Genomic DNA, 24,092 nt, shown 5'->3' with positions numbered 1-24,092 from the left:
GACCTGAAGAAAAAGTCGATCACCATGGGTAAAGGATGTTAAAAAGTGTTCACCATGTCCCCGAACACCTGTCTACCATGTCCCCGGACTGTACAGTGGGAGAGGGCTGGGGTGTGGGCAACAAGTCGCACCTAACCGCGCCGCAATCCCGCCACATCCACCTGCCACTGATGCAGCTTGTTATACAGCGCGGTGCGTGAAATCCCCAGCAGCTGCGCGGACTGGCGCAGGTTACCTTTTTGCTCACGCACCACCTGCATCACATGCTGGCGCTCATTCTCCTGCAGCGAGGTCAATTCGCTGGCGACAGGCGCGTTACGCTGCACCATCTCTTCCGGCAGATCGTGGCGCTCAATCTCCAACCCTTCACACAAATTCACCATGCGCTCGACCAGATTCTCCAGCTCACGCACGTTGCCGGGCCAGTGCCACGCCTGTAAACAGCGCATCGCCTCAGCGGAAAGCTGCGGCGCGATGCGCTTCAGCCGGGTGCAGAGCGCCTGAATAAAGGTATTCACCAGGCCGGGAATATCCTCCTGACGCTCGCGCAGCGGCGGGATCTCCAGCGAAATCACATTCAGGCGATAGTAGAGATCGCGGCGGAATGCGCCTTTTTCCACCGCATCCAACAGATTGCAGTGGGTAGCGGCGATGATGCGCACGTTGACCTTGATAGGATGGGCCGCGCCGATTCGCACCACTTCGCCCTCCTGCAGCACGCGCAGCAGGCTGGTTTGCGCTTCGAGCGGCATCTCGCCAATCTCATCAAGGAACAAGGTGCCGCCATCGGCCAGCTCAAATTTGCCCGCCGAGCCGCCGCGTCGCGATCCGGTAAAAGCGCCGTCGACATAGCCAAACAGTTCGCTCTGCACCAGATCACGTGGCAATGCGCCGCAGTTCAGCGCGATAAAGGCTTCCTGCTGGCGCGGGCTGGCGTTGTGAATCGCCTGCGCGAACAGCTCTTTACCGGTGCCGCTTTCGCCGGTTAATAACACCGTGCTGTCGCTGCGGCTGCTGGCGCGCGCTTTCTGAATCGCTTGCAGCACGCGCGGCGCGTGCCCGCGAATCATCTCAAAGGTGTAGCTGGCGCCGACGCCCATCACGCGGCGCGTAATGGCGCGGATACGTTGATTCTCGCGCAGCGACAGCACGCGGCCGCCGTCTGGCGCGGGCATCAGCGAAATCAGGCAGGAAAGGGGATGCACGCCATCCGGCATAAATTGCAGCTCGCGGTCATTGCAGAACGGCATGGTGAGCAGCGATCCGCCTTGCGGTTGCAGCAGCACGTCGATCGGTCCGGCGCTGGGATCGAGGCCGCTAAAGATCTGGCGCGCATAGCGATTCAGCGTTTTGATGCGACCGTGACGATCGCAGACGATTACGCCTTCGTTCAGGGTTTCGAGGATCGACTGCTGCTCGGCCAGCAAACGGCGCAGCATCAGCTGCTGACCAACCGCTTCCGCTGCCGCCTGCACCGTGCCGAGCGTATGCGCATTAAAGTTGTCAGGCGTGGCGGTCAGCGTGAGTACGCCCAGCAGCTGGCCGCTGGCATCGCGCACCGGTGCGGCAGCACATTGGCGATGGCGTTTGCGCAGATCCAGCTTCCAGTTTTCGCCGCTCAACACGTACACCAGCCGCTGCTCAATCAGGCAGCGCGCGGTGCAATTGGTGCCGAGCACTTCTTCGCGCAGGATGCTGCCGACCGGCGTCAGATCCGCGCCGCAGAAGTGCAGCGTCACGCCTTGCGCATCGGTCAGATTGATGTGGCCATCCGGGTTATACGCCAGCAGGTTTTCCATGATGCTGCGCGCCGCGAGGATCAACTCGGCATTGTGCTCAAGGATCGCCGCCAGTTCCGCAGCGGGTGGCGAGACATAGGCAAAGGTGGCGGGATCGATCGCGCGCTGCTGCGATCGCCGCCACGACTGCAAAATGCTGTGCCGCATCCAGCCGGGCTGTTCACCGCGTTCGAAGCTGTGCCAGCCCTGCCACAACAACGTATCCCATTCGCCCACCTCCGCGCTGTCCGGCAAGCTGAAGATCGGATCGCTTTCATCTTTAAACGGCAAACGCTCACTGGCACGCATGTGACACTCCTGAACAAGATGGAATGTCCATTTTATTGACATGTGAAGTTGACATGTAAATTTTGTTGCCAAATTGTGAGCAATATCTGTGTCATGCCTCACATAAAGCGGCGAATTGCAATTGGCATCGCCTTTGCACTACCGATTGCACATCCCTGCGCTCGAATGAGCATATCCAAAACAATAAGGAATAGGTCATGAGATTTCATCTTAAGCCAGTACGCGTCGGCCTGATTGGCGCCGGACGCATGGGCAGCTTCCACGCGGAAAACCTGGCCTGGCGCGTGCCGGGTGCGATCCTCGCAGCGGTGGCCGATCCGCAACCGGGCGCGGCCGACGCGCTGACCAATAAGCTCGGCGTCGCTAAAGCCTATAGCGATCTGCATGCGCTGCTGCAGGATCCCGAAATTGAGGCGGTGGCGATTGCCGCGCCAGCGCGCACGCACGCCGAATGGGTGATCGCTGCCGCCGAGGCGGGCAAACATGTGTTCTGTGAGAAGCCGATGGCGGTAACGCTGGAAGAGGCGGATCGCGCGATTGCCGCCGCGAAAGCGGCCGGCGTGGTGTTGCAGGTCGGTTTTAACCGCCGCTTTGATTCCGGCTTTGCTGCAGCGATCGCCGCGGTGAAAGCGGGTGAAAATGGCACCACGCAGCTGAGCCGATCGCTGACGCGCGATCCGGGCCTGCACGATCCTTCGCGCATCCCACAGTGGACGATCTTCCTTGAAACCCTGATCCACGATTTCGACACGCTGCTGCACTTCAACCCTGGCGCGAAGCCGGTGGAAGTCTATGCGCTGGCCGATGCGCTGGTGCGTCCGGATTTCAAAGACAAGGGCTTGCTCGACACATCGGTGGTTACCATCCGCTTTGATAACGGCGCGATCGCCACCGCTGAAGCCAACTTCCAGGCGGTATACGGCTACGATGTGCGCGGCGAAGTGTTCGGCAGCAAAGGCATGCTGCAGGCGGGCCACATCAACGTTAACAACTGTGTGCGCTATCACCAGGATGGCATCGCGATTGAAACCTCACGCATGGATTCAGACCTGCTGCGCGAAGCCTATGTGGCGGAGATGGCCGAGTTTGCCCGCTGCATTCGCAGTGGCGAAACGCCGCGCGCTACCGGTGAAGATGCACGCAACGCGCTGGTAATCGCGCTGGCCTGTATCGACTCGGTGCAGCAGCAGCAACCCATCAAATTGGGAGGTCGCTAATGGCCGGTTATCAGCTGTCGGTATGTGCCGAAATGGTGTTTCTCGATCTGCCTTTTGTCGAGCGCGTGAAACGCATTCATGCACTGGGCTTTGGCGTCGAAATCTGGGGCTGGGCCAACAAAGATATCGATGCGCTGGCGGCGACCGGCGCGCGTTTCACCTCGATGACCGGCTACCTCAGCGGCAACCTGACCGATGATGATGAGATTCAGCAACTGCTGCAAAGTGCTGAAGCGTCGCTGGCGGTGGCCGAGCGGCTCAACTGTCCGGCGTTGAACCTGCACGGTACCGGACTGGATGACAAAGGGTTGCCGGTCAAACCGGTTGACGTGGTGACCGGCGCGATGTGGCTGAAAGCGGCCGACACGCTGCGCAAAGTGGCGCAGCTGGGCGAGCGCGCCGGACGCGTCTTCACGCTGGAGAACCTTAACTTGCCGGTTGATCATCCCGGTACACCGTTCGCGCTGGCGGCCGACACGCTGGCGCTGGTGGAAGCGGTTAACAGCCCGGCGCTGAAGATGAATCTTGATCTGTATCACGCGCAGATTGGCGAAGGCAATTTGATCGAACTGATTCGTCGCTGTGGTTCGGCGATAGGTGAGATTCAGGTGGCCGATGTGCCGGGGCGTCAGCAGCCGGGCACCGGCGAGATTAACTATCGCGCCATCGCCCGTGCGCTACACGATGTTGGCTATCAGGGCACCGTGGCGCTGGAAGGCTGGGCCAGCGGCGAAAGTGGCGCCGCGCTGCAGCAGTTTCGCGATCACTTCACGCTTTAACGGTTCCACCGCCGGGTATTCGCCTGTTGCCCGGCGTTAACTTCATGAAATGAATAATAATATCTTAACCCTACAGGACTAACCCATGAACATCAGAAATGTGATGCTTTGCCTCTGCGCGCTGCTGCTCAGCCTGAGCGTGAGCGCTAAAACCTTCACCGTCGGCGTCGCGCTGGCGAACTTCGATCTCAACTTCGTCTCGATTTTGCGCACCCAGATGCAGGCAGAGCTGAAAGCTAACCAGCTCAATAGCCAGTTTGTGGATGCCAAAGGCGATGTCGCGCTGCAAGTGCAGCAGGTGGATGATTTTGTTAATCAGGGTGTCGATGCCATCATCCTCAATCCGGTGGACACTCAAGGCGTATTGCCAATGATTACCGCAGCGAAAAACGCCGGCATTCCGCTGATCTTCGTCAATCGTAAGCCAGAAGTGAAACTGCCAACCGACATGGCGTATGTTGGTTCAGACTCGGCGTTGGGCGGCGAAATGCAGATGGAAGCGCTGGCGAAGAAGATGAATTACAAAGGTAACGTGGCGATTTTGATGGGCGCGCTGTCGAATGAGGAAGCGCGTGAACGCACCCGCGCGGTGGAAGCCGTGATTGCCAAATACAAGGATATGAAGGTGATTGAAAAGCAGAGCGCCAAATGGCAGCGCAACGAAGCGGTGGATGTGGTGTCGAGCTGGCTGCTGAATCAGCGCCCGATTGACGCTATCGCGGCGAATAATGATGAAATGGCGATTGGTGCCATCATGGCGCTCAACCAGGCGAAAAATGAGAAGATTTTGGTCGCCGGTATCGACGGCACGCCGGATGGTCAGCAGTTCGTGAAGAACGGCAAAATGACGCTGACCATTTTCCAGGACGCGAAAGGGCAGGCGACCGGCGCGGTGCAGGTGACTAAAGCGCTGCTGGAGAAGCAGAAAGTGCAGGAGTTCAACTGGATTCCGTATCAAACCATCACGCCTGAGAACTATGCGCAGTTCGCGGCGAAATAACATTTTTACTTACCAAAACTCTCCTGCTCGCAGGAGAGTTTTACGCTGGAAACCCGATTTATTCCTCCTCCACTTCGCTTTATTTGCCTAACTCTGACTGATAAACTCCGGCTGCAACCAGAATTGTCTCTGGTTAATGATTGCTCAGGCATGATGCATTAACAGAACGCATGCTTTCGACCGGAGAGAAGTGCAGGATGGATAAAGAGATTCTCAACACCATAAATTCTCAGCACCTTTTTCCCGCGCACAGCGACCGGCATATTTTTTTTGGTGTTGATGGTAAATTCATTGGCCACTCGCTGATTACCATCATGTCGATAATCAAGCATGCCAATGATGTTCGTTATCACTTTCATCTTATCTCTTCGGAAATATCTGCAGTTGATACTGCTCGTCTGGAAAAAATATTCGCTGGATCGCCACATGGGTTAACGCTGCATCATATTCAGGATAGTTTGTTTAGCGCGTTCCCTACCACAGAGTTGTTCACTCGCGCGACCTATTATCGTTTTCTCGCTCCGCTTATCTTGCCGCATGCCACTAAATTGCTTTATCTCGATGCCGATATGGTGTGTCTGAATCCTCTTGATGAATTATGGCAGATTGCCATGCCAGCTGACGTTATTGCCTTGGTGGTTGGCGAGATTCAGGCATTGCAACCGCAGTTGGCTGAAAAGGTGGGCTTGCGTGGAAAGCGCTATTTTAATGCCGGCATGATGCTGATTGATGTTCAAAAGTGGAACCGCGAGCAGATCAGTGAACGCGCTTTTAATTTGCTTAGCGAAAAGGGAAAACAATTCCAGTATCTCGATCAGGATGCGTTGAATACGTTGCTTGAGGATCGTGTGATATTTACGGAAACGCGCTTTAATACCATCAATATGCTCTCACACGATGATAGCGGTTATACACAGGATGTGCCGAAAAATACCTGCTTATTGCATTATGCGGGTGCCGATAAACCCTGGCAGCGGTGGAATCAACAGCACGTTGGCCATTACTATCGCGATCTTTATCAGATTTCACCATTAGCCGACGTCTCTTTTGAAACACCGAAAAACGCGCAACAAGCGAAGAGAATGTACAAATTTTTGTTCCGTAGTCATCAATGGATGCCGGCACTCTATTGGCGCATTAAGTATTTTAAAATGAGGTATTTTTGAGTGCAGACTTTACGTTTAAAGCCGCTGTTAACCGAAAGCAATATTTATCAGCTGTGCTTTCTGCTGTTAACCCTGGCATTTGCGACCTCGTTAGTTATCCCCGCATATCCTAAGAAAACATTCTATCTGGTGGGTTATTTAACGCTATTCTTTCTGCTGGTCCAGGGAATAAAAAGAAAATTCATTATCGATAAGAGTGCTTTCATCGTCGCTATTCCCATTCTATTATTGGGCATAGTCAGGGTAATATGGTCGCGTATTTATGCCGATGCCTATTTTAGCGATGTAGTGGATAACTATTTTCAGGGCGGTAAACTTTTCATTATCTCCGCTTTTGTCAGCTATTTTTTCATTGCGTGGCGTCACTGTTTGTCAGCGAAAGTCCTGCGCATTAGCGTGTGCTTGTTAATTTTTGGCTTGCTGCTGACGCTGGGCGCCGGCTGGTACGAACATGCTCAGACGCAGCAACGCATCAAATTACTCACAGATTCAGCCGGTACCGTTTCATACCTGATGACGGCGTTAGCATTAACTGCCCTGTTTATTGTGAATAAGGTGATAGTTCGCCGCCTTAATCAAATTCTGCTGTTCACCGCTATCTTTGTGGTGAATATGCTGCTGATGTTCCTCACTGAGTCACGTGCGGCGGTGTTGGTGCTGCCCGTTTTATACTTGCTCTGTTTTTATCTGGTTCATCGCTGGGCAGGAAAATATTCGCTGGTGATTTTAGTTCTTTGCATTGCGGGGGGGCTGTTCTTCATGCCCAGCTCCATTATGCATCGGTTGGACAACATCCAGAACGAAATAGACAGCTATCAGAAAAATAATGATACCTCAATTGGTGCGCGCTTCTCGATCTGGAAAAGTGGCTATCACAGCGTTTCCTGGTCGCTGCTGGGGCAAAGTCCGGATGACAGAACGGATAAAGCGCGCGTTTATATTAAAACCTATGAACGCGCTAATCCTGAGGCTTATAAAAATGTGATGTATCACTTGCACGATGATTTTTTAGAAACGCTTTCGCTGCAAGGTATCGCGGGTGCTGTCACCCTGATTCTTTTTTATGTCGGTTTAATTGTGGCGGCAATACGTCGTCGGGCATTGGATGTTGCGCTGCTTCCTGTTTCCATTTTTATATTCGGTTTGACTGATACCGTATGGATTCAAAGCAGTTCAGTGTTTATTCTGATGGCATCGATTATTATGAGCTATGCGCTGATGCAGCATAAGCCCCGAACGCATATCTAATATTTGTAAGGTCGCCATTGAAGGCGACCGATTTTCTCAACGCTTCAGTTCATTCTCCGCAATTTCATTCTCAGATATTTTTTCTTCAAACTAAATCTGACTTTACTGTCCAGCAAAAATGAAACGAAAGAGACGTTTTCAATCGCCTGCTTCACCACCTGTTTCTCATGTTCATCGTTAATCAGCGGATAAAACTTATGCGCCAGATTGATCCAGTGACAAGCGAGCAGGTTGCGGTAGCTTTCACCGAGCACATTATCCATCTGTTGCGTGGCTTTGATCAGCATCGATATTTTATCGGCATCCAGCGCGCTGGAGAGACTTTTTTCTCGTTTGAAATAGAGATACGGGCTCTGCTTCGCTAAAAATATCGTCTGACTGGCTTTCAGAATCGAGGGGAATAAATACGCATCTTCGTAGCAACTGAAGTCAGGGAAATGGTTATCTTCCAACAGCGAGCGTTTAATAAACTGACCGATAAAATGCGCCTGAATATCACGATGGATGAGGAATTTTTCAATCACCTGATGTTGCGACAAGGCGTTGACCTGCAAACCTTTCCACTGCTGTAGTTTGGTCTTCTTTTCATAAATTTCATTCAGCGGCGCCAGCAGAATATCGGGTTGTTGCGCCTGCAAAAACTGCACGATGTCAGCAAAAGAGTTCGGCAAAAGCTGATCGTCACCATCCAGCATCGTGACAAAATGGCCGCTGCATTTGCTGACGCCGAAATTTCTCACTTTGCCGATGTTACGGAACATCACGTCAAAGATTTTCACCTGGCTGAATGAAGCGGCAAAGCTGTGCAGCAACGCGCTGGTGTTATCTGTGGATGCGTCATTCACCAACACAACCTCGACCGCATCCTCAACGCCAGAGCAGGCCTTTTTGAGGCTGTTTAACGTCTCAACAATGTATTTTTCGCAATTGTGAGCCGTGACCAGGACGCTGAGAGTGCAAGGTGAATCCATAGTTAGCATCTATCCGTTAATGTTCTGAGAGCATTCATTGCTAACAAGTCTATCGCTTTCTACGCTGAAGGGAATGAAATTGTGTTGCATGGTTTAGGTAATCATACTCACAGCTCTGCGCGTCGTTAATCAGCACAACTAAACTTTCCTCCCGCCTTGCCGATGTTTTTTACCACTGAGTCCGTGCGCTTTGCCCCACGATTTTGGGGCTCTACGATCAACTTCTGGTGTGGAAAAATGTCATGATCGCAACGCCCTTGTCAGGCCCGGCGGCTTCGCCGGTGGAGATGGTTTCGCTCAAACGTATCGCACAGCGCGCGGATAGCCTGGCGGTGTTCCTCAGTTGGGCGCTGTTGCCGATTGCACTTGGCGTTGGCTGGCTAAATGACAGCGTGCTGGTGGCGCTAATTGCGGGTTTGGTATTGGCGCTGCTGGCGACGTTTTTCGGCACCGCGCTGCGCGGTACGCTTACGTCGCGGCTGGTCTTATCCGCGCTGTTAATCGGCTGGGCTGGGCTGCTTATTCAGGTTGGCGGTGGCGCAACCGAATACCACTTCTCGGTGTTTGTGTTGATGTCGGCGCTGCTGGCGTGGCGAGATGTGCGCCCGTTATTGATGGGCGCGGCGGCGGCAGCCACGCATCATGTGTTATTCAATTATCTGCAGGAAAATGATCTGTTTGGCGTGGTGGTGTTTCATCATCCCGGCTGGGACATGGTGTTTTTCCACGCGCTGTTTGTCGTGGTGCAAACCGCGATGCTGCTGGTGATTGCACGCCAGATGGCAGCGGATGCGCGCTCGGCCAGCGAAGTGGCGCAACTGGCGGCACACATTAATCAGCAAGCCGGTTATCTCACGCTGCGTGCCGATACTCAGCAGAGTGAAACGCCGTTCGCGCGCACCTTCAGTACTACGCTTGGGACCCTACACGGCACTTTGCATCAGGTCAGCGACGGCGTCGGTCAACTGCTGGCGGAATCCGACAGCATTCTGGAGCGCAACGCCGCGCTCTCGACGCGTACCGACGAGCAGGCGCAAGCGCTGGAAGTGGCGGCCAGCGCCATGAGCGAAATCAGTATCGCTGCCAGCTTAACCCGGGACAAAGCGCAAAGCGCGTGCGAGCTGGCGAGTGAAACCCGCGCGGTGGCGACGCGTGGTGAAGAGAATATCCAGTCGGCGATTCGCTCGATGGAGAAAATCAGCGAAGAGTCGAGAAGGGTGAAGATCATCCTGGAGCTGATCGACGGCATTGCGTTTCAAACCAACATTCTGTCGCTGAACGCCTCGGTGGAAGCGGCGCGTGCCGGTAATCAGGGACGCGGTTTTGCCGTGGTCGCCAGCGAAGTGCGTAATCTGGCGATGCGCAGCGAAAGTGCGGCACGCGAAATCCGTCAACTGATGGATGCCAGTTCCACCAGCACCGAACACGGCACCGTGCAGGTGGAGCATGCGGCGCAAACCATGCGCGAGATTCACAGCAGTATTAGCGGGTTATCGCAGCTGGTGACGGAACTGTCGGCGATGAGTGAGCAGCAGAATTTGAGCATTGAGCAGATTCAGCAGAGCATCAATAGCATTGATCACAGCGTGCATCATAACGTGCAGCACGTGGCCGAAACGCTGCAAGTGGCGCAGCAGCAACAGCAGCAGGCCAATGCGCTGAAGCAGGCGATTTCGTTATTTAAGTTGGGGTAAGCGTGACCTTTGCAAAGGTCGCCATGAATGGCGACCTTGCGTTAGTTACTCTACGCCATTAACCAGCAGCACGCGGTATTTCGCGCCTTTCAGGCGATGCGCTTTGGCTTCCTGATACGCCGGGCTGAAATACCAGCCTTTCGCCGCCTCAGCATCCGGGAATTCGAGCACCACCACGCCTTCCGCTTCCGGGCCTTCCAGCGTTTCCAGGGCGCCATAAAACGCCAGCGGGGTGATGGGATGGTCGCCGCGCGCCTGTCCGGCTTTCTCGGCATACGTCGCCATCTCGTCCTGGTCTAAGGTTTCGTCCTTAATAAACACCACATATGCAGCCATTATTTCTCTCCTCTCGCCTGGCGTTTGTCTTCAGTGTTGTTATCGAAATCGGCGGCATCATGGCGCTCCAGCAGCTGATCCTGCGGCTCGGCACCAAAAGCGCGATTCACTTTACGCCCGCGAATCACCGCCGGACGCTCGGCAATCTCTTTTGCCCAGCGCACCACATTTTTGTACGACTGCACATCAAGGAATTCGCTGCCGCCATATTGGTTGTTCAGCACCAGATTGCCGTACCACGGCCAGGTGGCGATATCGGCGATGGTGTATTCGTCACCGGCGAGGAAGCGATGGTCGGCCAGTTGACGATCCAGCACGTCCAGCTGACGTTTAGCTTCCAGCGTAAAGCGGTTGATGGCGTATTCGATTTTCTCGGGCGCATAGTGATAGAAGTGACCAAAGCCGCCGCCGAGGTACGGCGCAGAACCTTGCAGCCAGAACAGCCAGTTCAGGGTTTCGGTGCGGCCTGCCAGCGAGGTCGGCAGGAAGTGACCGAACTTCTCGGCCAGATAGAGCAGGATATTGCCGGATTCAAACACGCGCTGCGGTGGCGTGACGGAATGGTCGCTCAGCGCCGGGATTTTCGAGTTCGGGTTTACATCGACAAAACCGCTGGAGAACTGATCGCCATCGCCGATACGGATCAGCCAGGCATCGTACTCGGCGTCTTTGGCACCCACCGCCAGCAACTCTTCCAGCAGGATGGTAATTTTCTGGCCGTTTGGCGTGCCGAGCGAGTAAAGCTGCAGCGGATGTTTGCCGACCGGCAAGGTTTTCTCATGCGTCGGCCCGGCGGTTGGACGGTTGGTTTTCGCGCCGTTACCTTTGGCTTCCGGGTCCCAGGTCCAGACTTTCGCGGGCTGATACTGATGTTCCGACATAGTGGTTTCGCCTTGTTGTGATTGTATTTTTGCTGCTACTGAGTGTAGCAGCGCGTGATACAGGCGATTTAACCGCGCTGGCGGTGGGACGCAAAGTCCGATTATGTAAAGTTCTCTTGCGTAAACAGCATAAAGTCCACTCTACCAGGCTGATAGGTGTCGGGGATGTCGCCCTCTTCCAGATGCCGCAGCATCAGCGTTAAGGCAAGCTGAGCATGGCGCAGGGTGTTTTGATCGAGGGTGAGGTTCAGCACGCGATCCTGCAACAGTCGGCGTGTGGTGCTGTACAACTCGTGCGTGACGTACAGCACTTTACCGTCGAGACGATGACGCGCCAGCGCTTCGTGCACCTGTGTGTTGCCAATGCCGGTGTTATACAGCCCGACAATCGGCGGCGAGGCGGCCAGCGTTTTTTCTAACAGGCGGCTAATGCGTTCGCGCTCATCCTGACCGGCAAGAATCTCGCGCAGGCGCAGCTGCGGAAAGCGTTCGGCCAGCACCGCCTGAAAGCCCTCAATGCGCAGGCGGTGGGCAGCGTAATCCGCGCGTCCGCTCATCAACACCACTTCACCCGGCTGCGACAGCATGCTACCGAGCATCAAACCGGCGGTGCGCCCGGCTTTGTATTGATCGATACCGACGTGGCACAGCCGCGCGGCATCGGGCAGATCGGCGACCAGCGTGATCACCGGCACGCCGCGCGCTTTACAGGCGGCGAGCGCATCGTAGATCAGCGGGTTTTGATGGGCGAAGACGATCAGCGCATCCATCTTTTTACTGCTGGCGGTGATGTGTGCGGCGAGTTTTTCCGGTGCATTTTCCGGGATCAGCGTGCGATGCAGACGCAGGCGGCGATAACCGAGCTGGTCGGCGAGTTTGGCAAAGTCTTGCGCTAATTGCTGAAAGAAGAAGGAGGCGTTGCCGCTGAGCAGCACTTCGATCTGCCACGGATGGCGATGCTCCTCGGGCAAAATGCGTTTTAAACCGGCGTCACGCGCGGCCTGCAGGATTTTTTTGCTCATGGCGGGCGATACGCCACCGCGATCGTTGAGTACCCGGTCAACCGTGGCGACACCGACGCCCAGTTGTTTTGCCAGCTCGGCCAGCGTCACTGCTTTCATGTTGCGTGCATTCCAATAGAGCGGGCCCTCATCCTAACCTTCTCCCGCCAGCGGGAGAAGGGACCGATCGAGCAAGCCGCACCATCCCGTTCCCTCTCCCGGTGGGAGAGGGTTAGGGTGAGGGCATCAGCGCGCACTCAACTATCCCAACAGCTCACGCTCAATCAGTTCGCGGGTTTCCACCGCCTGATACTTCATCTTCTCCGGATAACCGAACAGCGCCGCCGAAATAATCGACTCGCCGCCAACCTTAAAGGTGCGGTTGGCAAAATTCATCTCGCGCAGTGCTTCAAACAGCGCATCGAAATTCACTTCGCCTTCACCGACCGCCACGTGCTGGTGGATGGTGGCATCCACGCCTGGTGGGTTGACGATATAACGGCAGTGCTTGGTGTGGTTCATGGTATCGGCGATCAGCATATGTGAAAGATCGTCGCCGGCGTAATGCAGCATGTTCTTCACATCGCCCACACCTTTGTCGTAATAGAAGGTGTGCGGTGCGCTGTAGATGTATTTCACGTTTTCGCTGCGGAACGACTTCACAATGTCTGCAGTTTCGTTGCTTTGCTCGCAGAAATCCCACGGATGCGCCTGAATTTCGACGCGGATGCCTTCACGTTCGATGATCGGCAGCAGCTCTTCCATCGAACGATAGAACATCTCTTCACAAATTTCTGGCTCGTTGGGATTGCCCGAAAGCTCGGTGTTGATCACCTGCACACCCATTTCGACGGCAATCTCGATCATGCGTTTCCAGTTCTTCACCGCCGCCTGACGACGCAGTTCATCCGGGCCGGACCAGCGATATACGGTAATGAACGAGGAGATCTCCAGCCCGGTGGCATTCAGCGCGTTTTTGTATTCGCGCATGATTTCACGGCTGGCTTTCGGATGTTTATAAAACGGGTTGATCTGCGGGTGCGGCGACTGCTCGATGTACTTGTAGCCCCATTCCGCCACCTGATGCACCATGCGCGTGATGCCGAGATCCCTGATTACATCCACATCAAAAGCGATTTTCATTGTTTTCTCCTGAGCGTTAAGCGGTGCGGACTTTGATGATGACCATACTGATCTTTTTATGCGCTTCATCACGTATTCTGATGTGAAACCATCAGCCGGACCGCTTTGAATACGCACATGAATATCAAACATTTATTCTGAATGGTATTAATATGAAATGAGTTATTTCATTTTTGCGAGAGCGATCAAAATAATGAGAGATTCTCTATCACTCGAAGCCAATTACTGATGATTTCTGTGCGGGATGATTGGTGATTTACCGCAGGTTAAGGCATTATTTTTGATAATTTATTATCATTTCATTCAGGGAAGTAGCGCATGAGTAAAATCACCATGACCGCGATTGCCGCCGCCGCCGGGGTTGGCGTGGCGACCGTCGATCGCGTGTTAAATCGTCGTGCACCGGTGCGCGCTGCAACGGAGCAGAAGGTGCTGGAAGCCGCTAATCGCCTCGGTTATCGCATCGGCAATGTGCCGCTGCTGAGCGGCACCGCGCCTGCCGCCAGCGTGACGCTGCGCATGGGCTTTATCCTGCTGTCAAAATCCTACTCGTTCTATCATTCCCTCACTGATGCGCTGCGCCAGCATACGCAGCCGTTTCACCCGGCAGGCAGCGAACCGCTTTTTACCTGGCACGACATTGATGATGTGGAAGCGGTGGTGGCCTCGCTGTATGCGCTGGCCGGGCAGGTGGATGCGATTGGCTTAGTCGCGCTGGACCACCCGCTGATTCGCCATGCGATAGAAAACATATCGCGTCAGGGCGTGCGGGTTTATGCGCTGTTTTCCAACTTTTCGCCGTGCGGTCACGCCGGTTACGTTGGTCTGGATAACCAGAAAGCCGGACGCACCGCCGCGTGGATTGCCACGCACCTGTTGCATCAGCCGGGGTCGGTCGGCGTGCTGGTGGGCGACCATCGCTTTATCTGTCAGGAGAGCAATGAGATCAGTTTCCGCTCCTATCTGCGTGAGCAGGACAGCGCGCGACGCGTGCTGGAGCCGCTGAAAACCAATGAATCGATTGATGGCGGCTACCGTTCCACGCGTCAGTTACTGGAAGAACATGCCGATTTGGCACTGATCTTCGCGCCTTGCGGCGGCATTGAGGGCGTGATTCATGCGTTGCGCCAGCAGCCGCAGCGTAAAGTGGCGTTGATATGTCATGGTCCGGTGAAAGAGGGCGAGCTGGCGCTGATTGATGGCACCATTACGGTGATGATCCGCAACCGCATCGACGAAATGGCCATGCGCCTGGCGCAGATGGTGCAGCAGCATCATGCGCAGCCGGGCGATCATTTCTCCCAGATCATCCTGCCGTTTGATATCGTCACGCGTGAAAACCTGTAGGCCGCGTCGTTGCTGTATTTGATATATTTCTATCATTTTAATGATGCGAAATACTATGATCGCTATCAAAAAATGAATGTTTCATGGTTGTTGATGATGAAATATTTATTTGATACTTGCGCCATCCACTACCGCAAGGAACGATCATGACTATCCATATTGCTAACGCGCCCTGTAGCTGGGGCGTTGATGACCCGAAAAATCCCTTCCTGCCGCCGTGGCAGAAAGTCCTGAGTGAAGCGTCGCAGGCCGGTTATAAAAGCATTGAGCTGGGCCCATGGAGCTATCTGCCGGTTGAGCCTGCCGAACTGCGTCAGCAGCTGGAAGCGCACGACTTGTCGCTGGTGGCGGGCACCATTTTTGATGATTTGGTGAGTGAAGCCAATTTTCCGGCGATGGTTGAGCTGACGCACAACATCTGTCGCAACCTGTCTCTGGTACCGACCGCGACCAAAACCCATGCTGACAACAAACCCGCACCTTATCTGGTGATTATCGACTTCGGTAATCCAGAACGCGCCAAATACGCTGGTCAATCCGCCAAGGCGCCGCGCCTGTCAGCTGAAGCGTGGCAGCGCATGATGCAGCACATCACCACGCTGAGCCAGATTGCCTGGAACGAATACGGCGTGCGTGCGGTGATCCATCCGCATGCCGGTGGCTGCATTGAGTTCGCCGACGAGCTGCAACAGCTGGTGGAAGACATTCCGCATGAAGTCGCTGGTTTGTGCCTCGATACCGGCCATCTGTACTACTCCGGCATGGATCCGATTCCTTACCTCAGCCGCTACTGGGATCGCATCGATTATCTGCACTTCAAAGACGTTAACGATGCGGTATGGCGCGACGTGATTGCGCGCGGCGTCGATTTCTTTGCCGCCTGCGCAGAAGGCGTGATGTGCCCGATTGGCAAAGGGGCAATTGATTATCCAGCGGTGCGCGCCTTCCTGGCGGAGCGCAATTATCAGGGCTGGATCACCGTCGAGCAGGAGCGCGATCCGCGTGATGCCGACACCAGCCTGCGTGACGTCACCGCCAGCCTGCACTATTTGCAATCGGTCGGATTCTGAGGAGAACAACATGATCAACGGCATTAATGCTCTGGATCGCTCGCTGCGCTGGGGCATGGTTGGCGGTGGCGGCACCAGCCAGATTGGTTACATTCACCGTTCGGCGGCCACGCGTGATAACAACTTCACGCTGCTGGCAGGCGCATTCGATATCAACGCCGAGCGCGGCCGCGCCTTTGGCACTTCGCTAGGTATCGAAGCCGATCGCTGCTACGCAGATTACGAAACCCTGTTTGCGGCAGAAGCGGCGCGTCCGGACGGCATCGAAGCGGTGTCGATCGCCACACCCAATAACACGCACTTCGCCATCTGCCGCGCCGCACTGAATGCGGGTCTCCATGTGGTGTGTGAGAAGCCGCTGTGCTTCACCGCTGCCGAGGCCGATGAGCTGGAACAGCTGTGTGCTGAGAAGAATAAAATCATCGGTGTGACTTATGGTTACGCCGGACATCAGCTGATTCATCAGGCACGCGAAATGATTGCCGCAGGTTTGCTGGGTGAGATCCGCATCATCAACATGCAGTTCGCGCACGGCTTCCATAACGAAGCGGTTGAATTGCAGAACGAAAGCACCAAGTGGCGCGTCGATCCGCGCTTCGTCGGGCCGAGCTATGTGCTGGGCGATTTGGCGACGCATCCGCTGTTTATCGCCGAAACCATGGTGCCGCATCTGCAGATCAAACGCCTGCTGTGCAGCCGCCAGAGCTTTGTCAAAACCCGTGCGCCGCTGGAGGATAACGCCTTCGTGATGATGGAGTACGACAACGGCGCAGTCGGCACTATGTGGGCATCGGCGGTGAACTGCGGTTCGATGCACGGCCAGAAGGTGCGGGTGATCGGCGAGAAAGCCAGCCTGGAGTGGTGGGATGAGCAGCCGAATCAGCTGCGCTATGAAGTGCAGGGCGAGCCGGTGCAGATTCTCGAGCGCGGCATGGGTTATCTGCATCCGAGTGCGCTGGCTGACGACCGTATTGGCGGCGGACATCCGGAAGGATTGTTTGAAGCCTGGTCCAATCTCTATCGCCGTTTTGCGCTGGCAATGGATGCCACCGATCGTAGCGATCAGGCATTCCTGAAAGACTTCTGGTATCCGGGCGCGCATGCCGGTTTGATGGGCGTGCGATGGGTGGAGCAGTGCGTGAAGTCTGCGGATGCGGGATCAGTGTGGGTGACGTGCTAAGGGGGCGGTAAAGAAAATGGGTCGGCATGTCCAGCCGACCCAAAATGAGCATACCGAATGACTTATCGCGTGCAAACAATGTAAACAGTAGGAGCTGTTGATTTTGAGGCGATATCTCCTACGGTGCCTAGGGTGGAATCGAAATTGCCTTTGAGGCCTTTCCAGCTATCACTCAATGCATACCAAGTGCTGATGAATCCACTTTGTGTTAACAGCGTTCTGGCTTCAACAAAGTCGCCGCCTTCCTGGGCAAATACGGCCAATTCTGCGGAACCAGCTAGATGGGCACCCATATTGTTACAAAAATCTCTCACCTCCTGAACAGGCGGTGTTACCCCAGTCGAGTCATAGGCAAGGGCAAGGTATTGATGATTGCCGGCTCTGTATACCGGAGTAATGGTCTGACTGATCGTTTTCTGAGAAGTGTTAGCCAGCAAAGCTTGAACAGTGCCCTGTCTCTTATTGCTGTTCACATGCAAGCTATCAAGAGTGGCGGTCGCCGTACCTGTAGCATCAGTGAATGATTCGCTATCGATGCTACCAATATCGGTCGACCAGTTAACTTTGTAATTGGGTACCGCCTGATTTTGCGCATTTTTTACCACCACGCTAATCACTGGATTATCGCCACCAAAACCGTATACCGCGTTTTTAGAGGTTTGCATTGATGTAATCGTGGCGGTGGAGCTATCGACCACAAATTCGACTTCCGGTGCGGTAACTGGCGCGTTGGCTCCGACACTCACGCTGACAATCCCTTTGCCTGGTGCACCTGATTGCAAGGTATTATGCGATTTTCCCTCATCATCTGTGCGCTGTGTTTGCCCGTTAAGTTGGCCAAAGTTGGTGGTCCAGTTGATAAGCAGCCCTTTCACGGGATTGCCATAGCGATCTTTCACCAGTGCGGTATAGGTCGCTTTACTGGTGTTGTCCGCTGGAATTTGTCGTGCATCCACGATCAGATCACTGGCGTTAAGGCTGGCGCTACTGCTCTCCGCCGTGAACTCCACCGCCGTCGCCGCCACCGCCGTGCCGCTACCCGGCTGCGCCGTGACGATAGCTGCTCCCAAAACCGTTGAGCTTAACGTTACCGTCGCCACGCCTGAGACGTTGGTTTTACTGCTATTCTGCGCCAGGTTGCCGCGGTCGGTGCTCCAGCTCACAGATAAATTGCTCAGCGGGTTGCCATAGGCATCCTTAATCGTTGCACTGTAAGTAATTTTCTCACCGCTATTCGCGATGGCGCTGACTTTGTCCGCCGTCACACCGCCATTGGCGATTTGTGCACTGGCGGTATCTGCCGTCACCGTCACTGGCGGTGCATTCACAGCCGCGCTGCTGTTGACGCGAGCGTTAACCTGCACGGTGCCTGCTAATGTGGCGGTGAGTGAGATAGTGGCCTCACCAGCGGTATTGGTGGTAGACGTCGTACCGCTCAGCGTTCCACCGCTGGTTGCCCAAGACACAGGCAGGTTGGCTACGGGGTTGCCGTGGGCGTCTTTCACTACGGCGCGGAAGATCGCCATGTCAAGAGTGCCCGCTGTGATGCTGGTTTTGTTTACCGTTAAATCACCGTCGCTGATGCTAGCCGAAGCGGCGTCAGCCTTGAAGTCAACCACCGGCGCATTAACCGCTGCGCGGCTGTTCACCACCGCCTTTACTTGCGCGTTACCTGCAGCCGTAGACGTTAACGTTATGGTTGCCTTACCGTCCGGACCAGTCACGCTGGCCGCACTGCTCAGCGTGCCGCGATCGCTACTCCATCCAACGGTTACGCCACTCACCAGGTTACCGGCGGCATCGATGACCCGTGCCGTATAAGACACGCTGTCGCTGCCGTTAGCCAGCGCGCTAGTTTTGTTGGCGGTGAGATCACCGCTGTCCAGACGGGCCGATGCCGCGTCGGCGACGATGTTTACCCTCGGTGCATTTGCCGGGTTGCCGTTGACCGCAGCGATGATCTGCGCCGACCCTACAGTGGTACCGGTGAAAGTAACCGTGGCCTCACCGTTGACGTTGGTGACAGACGTTGCATCGCTGAGTTTGCCAAGATTGCTGGTCCAGTTGACCTGCTGATGCGCCACTGGGTTGCCGTTAGCGTCTTTAACCACCGCCGTAAAGCGTGCTGCATCCGTGCCGCTACTTACAATGGTGGTTTTATCCACGGTCAAATCGCCGCTGCCGATTCGCGCGCTGCTGGCATCGGCGGCGAAAGTCACGAGGACGGCACTTAGCGCGGGTTTGCCAACCAGCGCTGCGCTTACACCCGCCTGGCCCATTTGGGTTGAGGTCAGCGTGACCTGGGTTTTGCCGTCTGGCCCTGTCACGCTTGTTGTCTGGCTAAGTGTTCCGAGTGAGGTCTGCCAGTTTACAACTTGTGCGGGCAGCGGGTTTCCGTTTTTGTCCTTCACAGTAATGGTGTAAGTCACGAGATCGCTGCCATCGGCCACGGCACTGGTTTTATCCACAATAAAGTCGCGCGCGTCGATGGTGGCGCTAGCGGCATCGGCGGTAAAGCTGATGACGGGTGCATCCACGGCGGCCTGCGTGCCAAGCTGTGCCTGTACCTGCACATCATGCGCCGCAGTATCTTTCAAGGTGACGATGGCAATACCGTTTTTGCCACTCTGACTCACAGCAGCACTCAATGCACCACCGTTACTGTGCCAGTTGAGCTTCACGCCCGGTACTGGATTGCCATTGGCATCCTTAATCAGCGCGCTGAAAGTGACAGAATCGCTACCATTGGCGATGGCAGTGGTTCGATCAACTGTAAGGTTACTCCTATCCAGTGCGGCGGTGGATGCGTCGGCAATGAAATTCGCCAGGGCGTTGGCGCTGCCGTTGGCGGTAGACGCGGTAACTGTAATGGTTTCTGCCGCGGTATCGGTAAAGGCGATTACCACCATGCCGTTGTCGTCGCTGATGGCCGTCAGGCTACTGCCTGCTGCGACTTGCGCGGAGCCACTCAATGCAAAGGTCACGGTCACACCCGCAACCGGGTTGCCCATGGCATCTGTCACGCGAGCTTCTGCGCGAGCAATGGCACTGCCGTTGGCCACTACATTATCCCGTGTCAGACGTAGATCGCCGTCAGCCACGGTGGCGCTACCGATGTCGCTAATTTGTTTAATGGTCAGCGGGCTCAGTTGCAGCGTATCGATGGTGGCGCTGAGTTTAACGTCTGCTGCACGCGTACCGGCGGTTAGCGTGGCGAGGTATTCGCCATTGCCTTTTTCTGTGACAGCACTCAACACCGGCGTCTTCGCGGCAGCGGTAGCCGCATGGGTGCTGGGGCGAGCACCAACACCGGCTTTCTCCGGGGCGTTGCTCAACTCGGTAGCACTTAGCGCGATGGACGCAGCCACATCGGTCACTGGCTGCTCGTTTTCATCGCGCAGCAGGATGCTGATCTGCGACGTGGCCTTACCGTCGGCAAGCAAAGTGGCAGGCGAGGCGCTCAGCGTGCTAGTGCTGGCATTTATCGCCGGGCTACTGACGTTGACCACAGTCGAGGAAACTTTCGAACGGTTATTACGTGTGTCTATGGCCACGCCGCTCAGGGTATAGCGGTTATGGCCGCCAGCGATAAAGCGCGGTAACACGATTTGGTATTGGTTGTTACCCAGGTCCTGAATGTGACCACCCGCAGCGACGATCTCGGCGTCGTTCCAGATAATTGATGCCAGACCGTACTTGCTGATGATCTTGTAATTCAGAGTCACGGTTTTACCGCTGCGACCATTGATTTCGGTCGGCAGGCCAAGTTGAATCAGCTCCTGTTTGCGATATTCCAGCACGATATTGTTATTACGCTCAACCAGCGCCATACGGTTAGCAGCTAAAGTGCGGTTTAGATTTACGGCGCTGGGATCGAGCTGGCTACTGAGCGTCTGACCCAATTGATAGTTGAACTGGAGGCCTAATTGGGATTCGCGCTGATGACCACTGGCTTTATGGTCCAGTGTGAACGACACCAATGGCACCGGGGTATAGCTCAAACCTGCGGTGAAGGCAGCAGGGTTACTTTGGCGCCTCTCTTTGCTGAACAATGCAACTTCGTCACCGTAGTATTTTTCGTACATAAAACGCCCGCCAATCGCCGGGTAGACGGGTAGCCAGGCCTCGGCCCGAAGGTCGAACCCGTTTGCCGGGCGAGCATCGTAGTCTTCAACATCTACAGAGTTGCGCCAGCTGCTCAGGCGATAATAACCATTTCCGGAAAGCTTGAGGTAGTCGCGCCAGGCTTCGGCACCAATGCCCATTCGTTTATGACTGCGACTGATGTTCTGGTCGTAAAAGGCGTTGTAGCCAAGCATCCAGCGGCTGGTGAAGTGGCGCTGGCCGAGACCGAAGTTACCAGTAAATTGACCGTCTTTATTGCGCAGGCCTTGTTGAGCGAAAAGTAGGCGGTCCGGCGTCTGATTGAGCGGTAACAGCAGGTCAAACGAGCCAGTCTGCGGCTTAAAGTGCTCATCCGTGCCAAGCTCGACGCGTGCGGTACCCCATTGTTTTAGCCATTCTTGCGCCTGGCCTACGGCGGCGCCAGTGACCTGCTGGCTGAGATAGCCGCTTAGGTTACCGGATTGATGCGCCTCAGCCAGTCCACTGGCCTGCTGGGCAGCGCTGCTGAGTGAGGTCTCTTCGCCCGGACGGATGGCGGCTTCAACAGATAATGCCCAAAAGGGGGTGAGTGCCATGCCCACCTGGACGGCAATCTGGGTAAAGATGAGCGGCCGCATCCAGCGGGATGAGGCATCGGCGCGTGACGCTGACGAACGTGTGTTGTCCATAAAATTCTCGTGTTTTGGCTAAAAGGGGGTCATGAAGTAGGTGAGGGGGAATTCTCACGCGGGGAGAAGTTGTTAGCGCTTGAGACGGGTCTTAAACCTTTTAAGTGATTTGAAAAAAGCAAGGCAGGAACGACTTGCGAGGAACAAGATTAAAAGGGGGATAGGACGAAAATACCGCTAGATGGACAACAACACATACGCTTACGAGGCGACCTGTAGATAGGCAAGTGTGTAAAGCGCTGACTTGATGCGATATCAGTTCAGGCGTCATACTTGCCGTTTTTTTCACGCTTTACCTAAAAATTTGATGCCATTTTATCTTCGATTTTTCTGCGTTTTTACGCGCTTTTTGGCGCCTTTATGCGCTTTTATACCAGGCGTAGAACAATATTCTGTCTGCAACCAATAATCACACCCCTCATCATTAACCCAACGCAATATAACAGTTTTATTTCTGTAATAGTTAAACCTGGCTTATAACTATTGTACAAATAAAAACCGAATTCATGCTGTCTTCCTGAAAATAAAGGGGCATCTTTGACGGTAATAGCAGAAAAAGAAGACATATCCTGGAGAAGTCACATTTTGTCTTATTCGCATAAAATGCTGTCTTAGGTGATTTTTTAGATCTTTAGATCGTTAAAATACAAATGTTAAGTTTTTTATTCTAAAAAAGGATCTTAAAAAAGATCAAAGATCTGTAAATTAACCGTTGCGCTAATTTTTTTAGGGTTATATTTCAAATTAAGCACGAATAATCAAAAAAACTTTCAATAGGTTGAAAATTGTCATTTACTTAAAGCGGTCGAAGGGCTCCAACATTACTTCGATTAATGTTTTATCTGCTGTGGAAATGAAAGTTCATTGCTTGAGCAGAGACATTTTTTATGACGATTTTTGAGGCTTAATCATGAAAAGCAAGTTCGCAGTATTGGTTGCAATTACGGCTTCTCTTGGATTTATTGGCACGACAACTGCTGCTGATGGCACGATTAATTTTACGGGCACAATTACCGATAACGCTTGCACGGTGGATACTGGCTCTGCCAACCAAACCGTGAATCTGGGCACCGTTTCAAGCAAAACCTTCACCGGAGCCGGTGTCACCGCGGCACCGACTCGCTTCAACATTAATCTGACAAGTTGTCCTGCTGCGGTAACCTCGGCCAGCGTACGTTTCGATGGCGCAACCTCTGCGGGAAATAACCAAATCCTCGCTCTGAACTCAGGGCAAACTGCCACTAATGTGGGTGTCGCGCTGTATGAGCAAGACAGTTCCACTCTCATCCCTATCGCCAGCAAATCGGCTGATCGTCCGATCACGGCAGCCGGCCCTAATGTACTGACCTACATAGCGAAATATTACGCTACGGCTACGCCAGTTACTGCGGGTACAGCAAACTCCACGGCGACCTTCACCATTGCTTACAACTAAGTAGTTTCAGAGCCGCGTCATGCGGCTCTTTCTTTCGTCACGGAGAGAGATGGATGTTTAAAAAAAGTCTTTGGCCATTGGCCATGGCACTTTTGTGCCTGTCGCCTATGGCTCAGTCTGGTGTGCAGATTGGTGGCACACGTCTGGTTTATGACGGTAAAAACAAGCTGGCCGCGATAAGTGTGACTAATCCAGACGATCGTCCCTATTTGATTCAATCCTGGGTTAGCAGTCAGGAAGAGAGTGATACCGCTGATGACACTTTCATCACCACGCCCCCGCTCTTCCGCCTTGAGCCTCATAGCCAGAATTCGGTGCGCGTTATCTACAGTGGTCACACGTTGCCAGACGATCAGGAATCCGTGCACTGGTTGAATATCAAGATTATCCCGACGGTCAATCGTCAGGCCACTAACGATCTCGTTATCACCATTAAAAACAAGATGAAGTTATTTTACCGGCCCGCAGAGTTAAGCGGCGATCCCGCATTGGCTTTTACCAGGCTCAAATTTCGCCAGCGTGAGGGCAAACTCGCCGTGTTTAATCCCACGCCTTACAGCGTTTCGCTCTACGACCTGACCGTAAACGGTTCAACCATGACCAAACCGCCGATGGTGTTGCCTTCACAGGAAATCGTTCTTGGCCAAAAAGTGCACGTTGGCAATCCGGTGAGCTGGCGAGCGATTAATGATTTCGGCGGCATTACAGCAGAACAAACATTAAAAGTGGGCACCGATTAAAGGA

Annotated in this window: 18 protein-coding genes; 11 read left to right on the top strand and 7 right to left on the bottom strand. The window is 54.4% G+C overall.

What is annotated here, in order from left to right; all coding sequences use genetic code 11:
- Window positions 1-131 precede the first annotated feature (131 nt).
- On the bottom strand, window positions 132-2,087 hold the full coding sequence (locus DEU53_RS19580; protein WP_101762336.1) for a sigma-54-dependent Fis family transcriptional regulator: 1,956 nt from the start codon (window positions 2,085-2,087) through the stop codon (window positions 132-134).
- 197 nt (window positions 2,088-2,284) lie between these two features.
- On the opposite strand from DEU53_RS19580, the gene DEU53_RS19575 reads away from it, so the two are divergent.
- The 5 genes from DEU53_RS19575 to DEU53_RS19555 all read left to right on the top strand — a co-directional run bounded on the left by DEU53_RS19575 (window position 2,285) and on the right by DEU53_RS19555 (window position 7,497).
- Window positions 2,285-3,304: a Gfo/Idh/MocA family oxidoreductase gene (locus DEU53_RS19575; RefSeq protein WP_110868112.1), complete on the top strand. Its 1,020-nt coding sequence runs from the start codon at window positions 2,285-2,287 to the stop codon at window positions 3,302-3,304.
- On the top strand, window positions 3,304-4,083 hold the full coding sequence (locus DEU53_RS19570) for a TIM barrel protein (RefSeq protein WP_110868111.1): 780 nt from the start codon (window positions 3,304-3,306) through the stop codon (window positions 4,081-4,083). Before DEU53_RS19575 ends, DEU53_RS19570 begins: the two co-directional genes overlap by 1 nt.
- A gap of 85 nt (window positions 4,084-4,168) precedes the next feature.
- Window positions 4,169-5,083 carry a substrate-binding domain-containing protein gene (locus tag DEU53_RS19565; protein WP_101762333.1) on the top strand — a complete coding sequence of 305 codons (915 nt, stop codon included), beginning with the start codon at window positions 4,169-4,171 and terminating at the stop codon, window positions 5,081-5,083.
- Between the two features lie 197 nt (window positions 5,084-5,280).
- On the top strand, window positions 5,281-6,249 hold the full coding sequence (locus DEU53_RS19560; protein WP_101762332.1) for a glycosyltransferase family 8 protein: 969 nt from the start codon (window positions 5,281-5,283) through the stop codon (window positions 6,247-6,249).
- Window positions 6,250-7,497 carry an O-antigen ligase gene (locus tag DEU53_RS19555; RefSeq protein ID WP_110868110.1) on the top strand — a complete coding sequence of 416 codons (1,248 nt, stop codon included), beginning with the start codon at window positions 6,250-6,252 and terminating at the stop codon, window positions 7,495-7,497.
- Window positions 7,498-7,541: 44 nt separating this feature from the next.
- Here the strand turns inward: DEU53_RS19555 and DEU53_RS19550 are convergent, their stop codons facing one another.
- The gene (locus tag DEU53_RS19550; RefSeq protein WP_158527642.1) at window positions 7,542-8,468 is read right to left on the bottom strand and encodes a glycosyltransferase family 2 protein; all 927 of its coding nucleotides are present in this window, start codon (window positions 8,466-8,468) and stop codon (window positions 7,542-7,544) included.
- A gap of 242 nt (window positions 8,469-8,710) precedes the next feature.
- Here DEU53_RS19550 and DEU53_RS19545 point away from each other — a divergent pair, with 242 nt between their 5' ends.
- A complete protein-coding gene (locus DEU53_RS19545; protein ID WP_110868108.1) occupies window positions 8,711-10,162 on the top strand; it encodes a methyl-accepting chemotaxis protein in 1,452 nt (483 codons plus the stop codon).
- A 45-nt stretch (window positions 10,163-10,207) separates the two neighbouring features.
- Here DEU53_RS19545 and DEU53_RS19540 read toward each other — a convergent pair whose 3' ends face one another.
- From DEU53_RS19540 to DEU53_RS19525, 4 genes are all read right to left on the bottom strand, one after another.
- Window positions 10,208-10,498, bottom strand: coding sequence for a DUF1330 domain-containing protein (locus DEU53_RS19540; protein WP_110868107.1), 291 nt, complete (start codon window positions 10,496-10,498; stop codon window positions 10,208-10,210).
- The gene (gene yghU / locus DEU53_RS19535) at window positions 10,498-11,379 is read right to left on the bottom strand and encodes a glutathione-dependent disulfide-bond oxidoreductase (RefSeq protein WP_110868106.1); all 882 of its coding nucleotides are present in this window, start codon (window positions 11,377-11,379) and stop codon (window positions 10,498-10,500) included. Before yghU ends, DEU53_RS19540 begins: the two co-directional genes overlap by 1 nt.
- A gap of 101 nt (window positions 11,380-11,480) precedes the next feature.
- Complete coding sequence (locus DEU53_RS19530) at window positions 11,481-12,500, bottom strand: LacI family DNA-binding transcriptional regulator (protein ID WP_101762326.1); 1,020 nt, start codon at window positions 12,498-12,500, stop codon at window positions 11,481-11,483.
- 141 nt (window positions 12,501-12,641) lie between these two features.
- Entirely contained in the window at window positions 12,642-13,523 is an 882-nt protein-coding gene (locus tag DEU53_RS19525) for a sugar phosphate isomerase/epimerase family protein (RefSeq protein ID WP_007888450.1), read from the bottom strand.
- Window positions 13,524-13,841: 318 nt separating this feature from the next.
- Between DEU53_RS19525 and DEU53_RS19520 the strand changes: the two genes are divergently transcribed.
- The 3 genes from DEU53_RS19520 (at window position 13,842) to DEU53_RS19510 (ending at window position 17,120) form a co-directional block, all read left to right on the top strand.
- On the top strand, window positions 13,842-14,870 hold the full coding sequence (locus DEU53_RS19520) for a LacI family DNA-binding transcriptional regulator (protein WP_101762324.1): 1,029 nt from the start codon (window positions 13,842-13,844) through the stop codon (window positions 14,868-14,870).
- A 146-nt stretch (window positions 14,871-15,016) separates the two neighbouring features.
- A complete protein-coding gene (locus tag DEU53_RS19515; RefSeq protein WP_110868105.1) occupies window positions 15,017-15,940 on the top strand; it encodes a TIM barrel protein in 924 nt (307 codons plus the stop codon).
- Window positions 15,941-15,950: 10 nt separating this feature from the next.
- On the top strand, window positions 15,951-17,120 hold the full coding sequence (locus DEU53_RS19510; RefSeq protein ID WP_110868104.1) for a Gfo/Idh/MocA family protein: 1,170 nt from the start codon (window positions 15,951-15,953) through the stop codon (window positions 17,118-17,120).
- Window positions 17,121-17,182: 62 nt separating this feature from the next.
- Here the strand turns inward: DEU53_RS19510 and DEU53_RS19505 are convergent, their stop codons facing one another.
- Window positions 17,183-21,913, bottom strand: coding sequence for an Ig-like domain-containing protein (locus DEU53_RS19505; protein WP_110868103.1), 4,731 nt, complete (start codon window positions 21,911-21,913; stop codon window positions 17,183-17,185).
- A 910-nt stretch (window positions 21,914-22,823) separates the two neighbouring features.
- On the opposite strand from DEU53_RS19505, the gene DEU53_RS19500 reads away from it, so the two are divergent.
- A complete protein-coding gene (locus tag DEU53_RS19500) occupies window positions 22,824-23,348 on the top strand; it encodes a fimbrial protein (RefSeq protein ID WP_101762319.1) in 525 nt (174 codons plus the stop codon).
- A gap of 53 nt (window positions 23,349-23,401) precedes the next feature.
- On the top strand, window positions 23,402-24,088 hold the full coding sequence (locus DEU53_RS19495; RefSeq protein ID WP_101762318.1) for a molecular chaperone: 687 nt from the start codon (window positions 23,402-23,404) through the stop codon (window positions 24,086-24,088).
- The last annotated feature ends 4 nt before the right edge of the window (window positions 24,089-24,092 follow it).

Source organism: Pantoea sp. AG1095, assembly GCF_003208415.1.
GTDB lineage: Bacteria > Pseudomonadota > Gammaproteobacteria > Enterobacterales > Enterobacteriaceae > Pantoea > Pantoea leporis.
The sequence above is the reverse complement of the archived record's forward strand: the minus strand, read 5'-3'. Positions and strand labels throughout refer to the sequence as shown.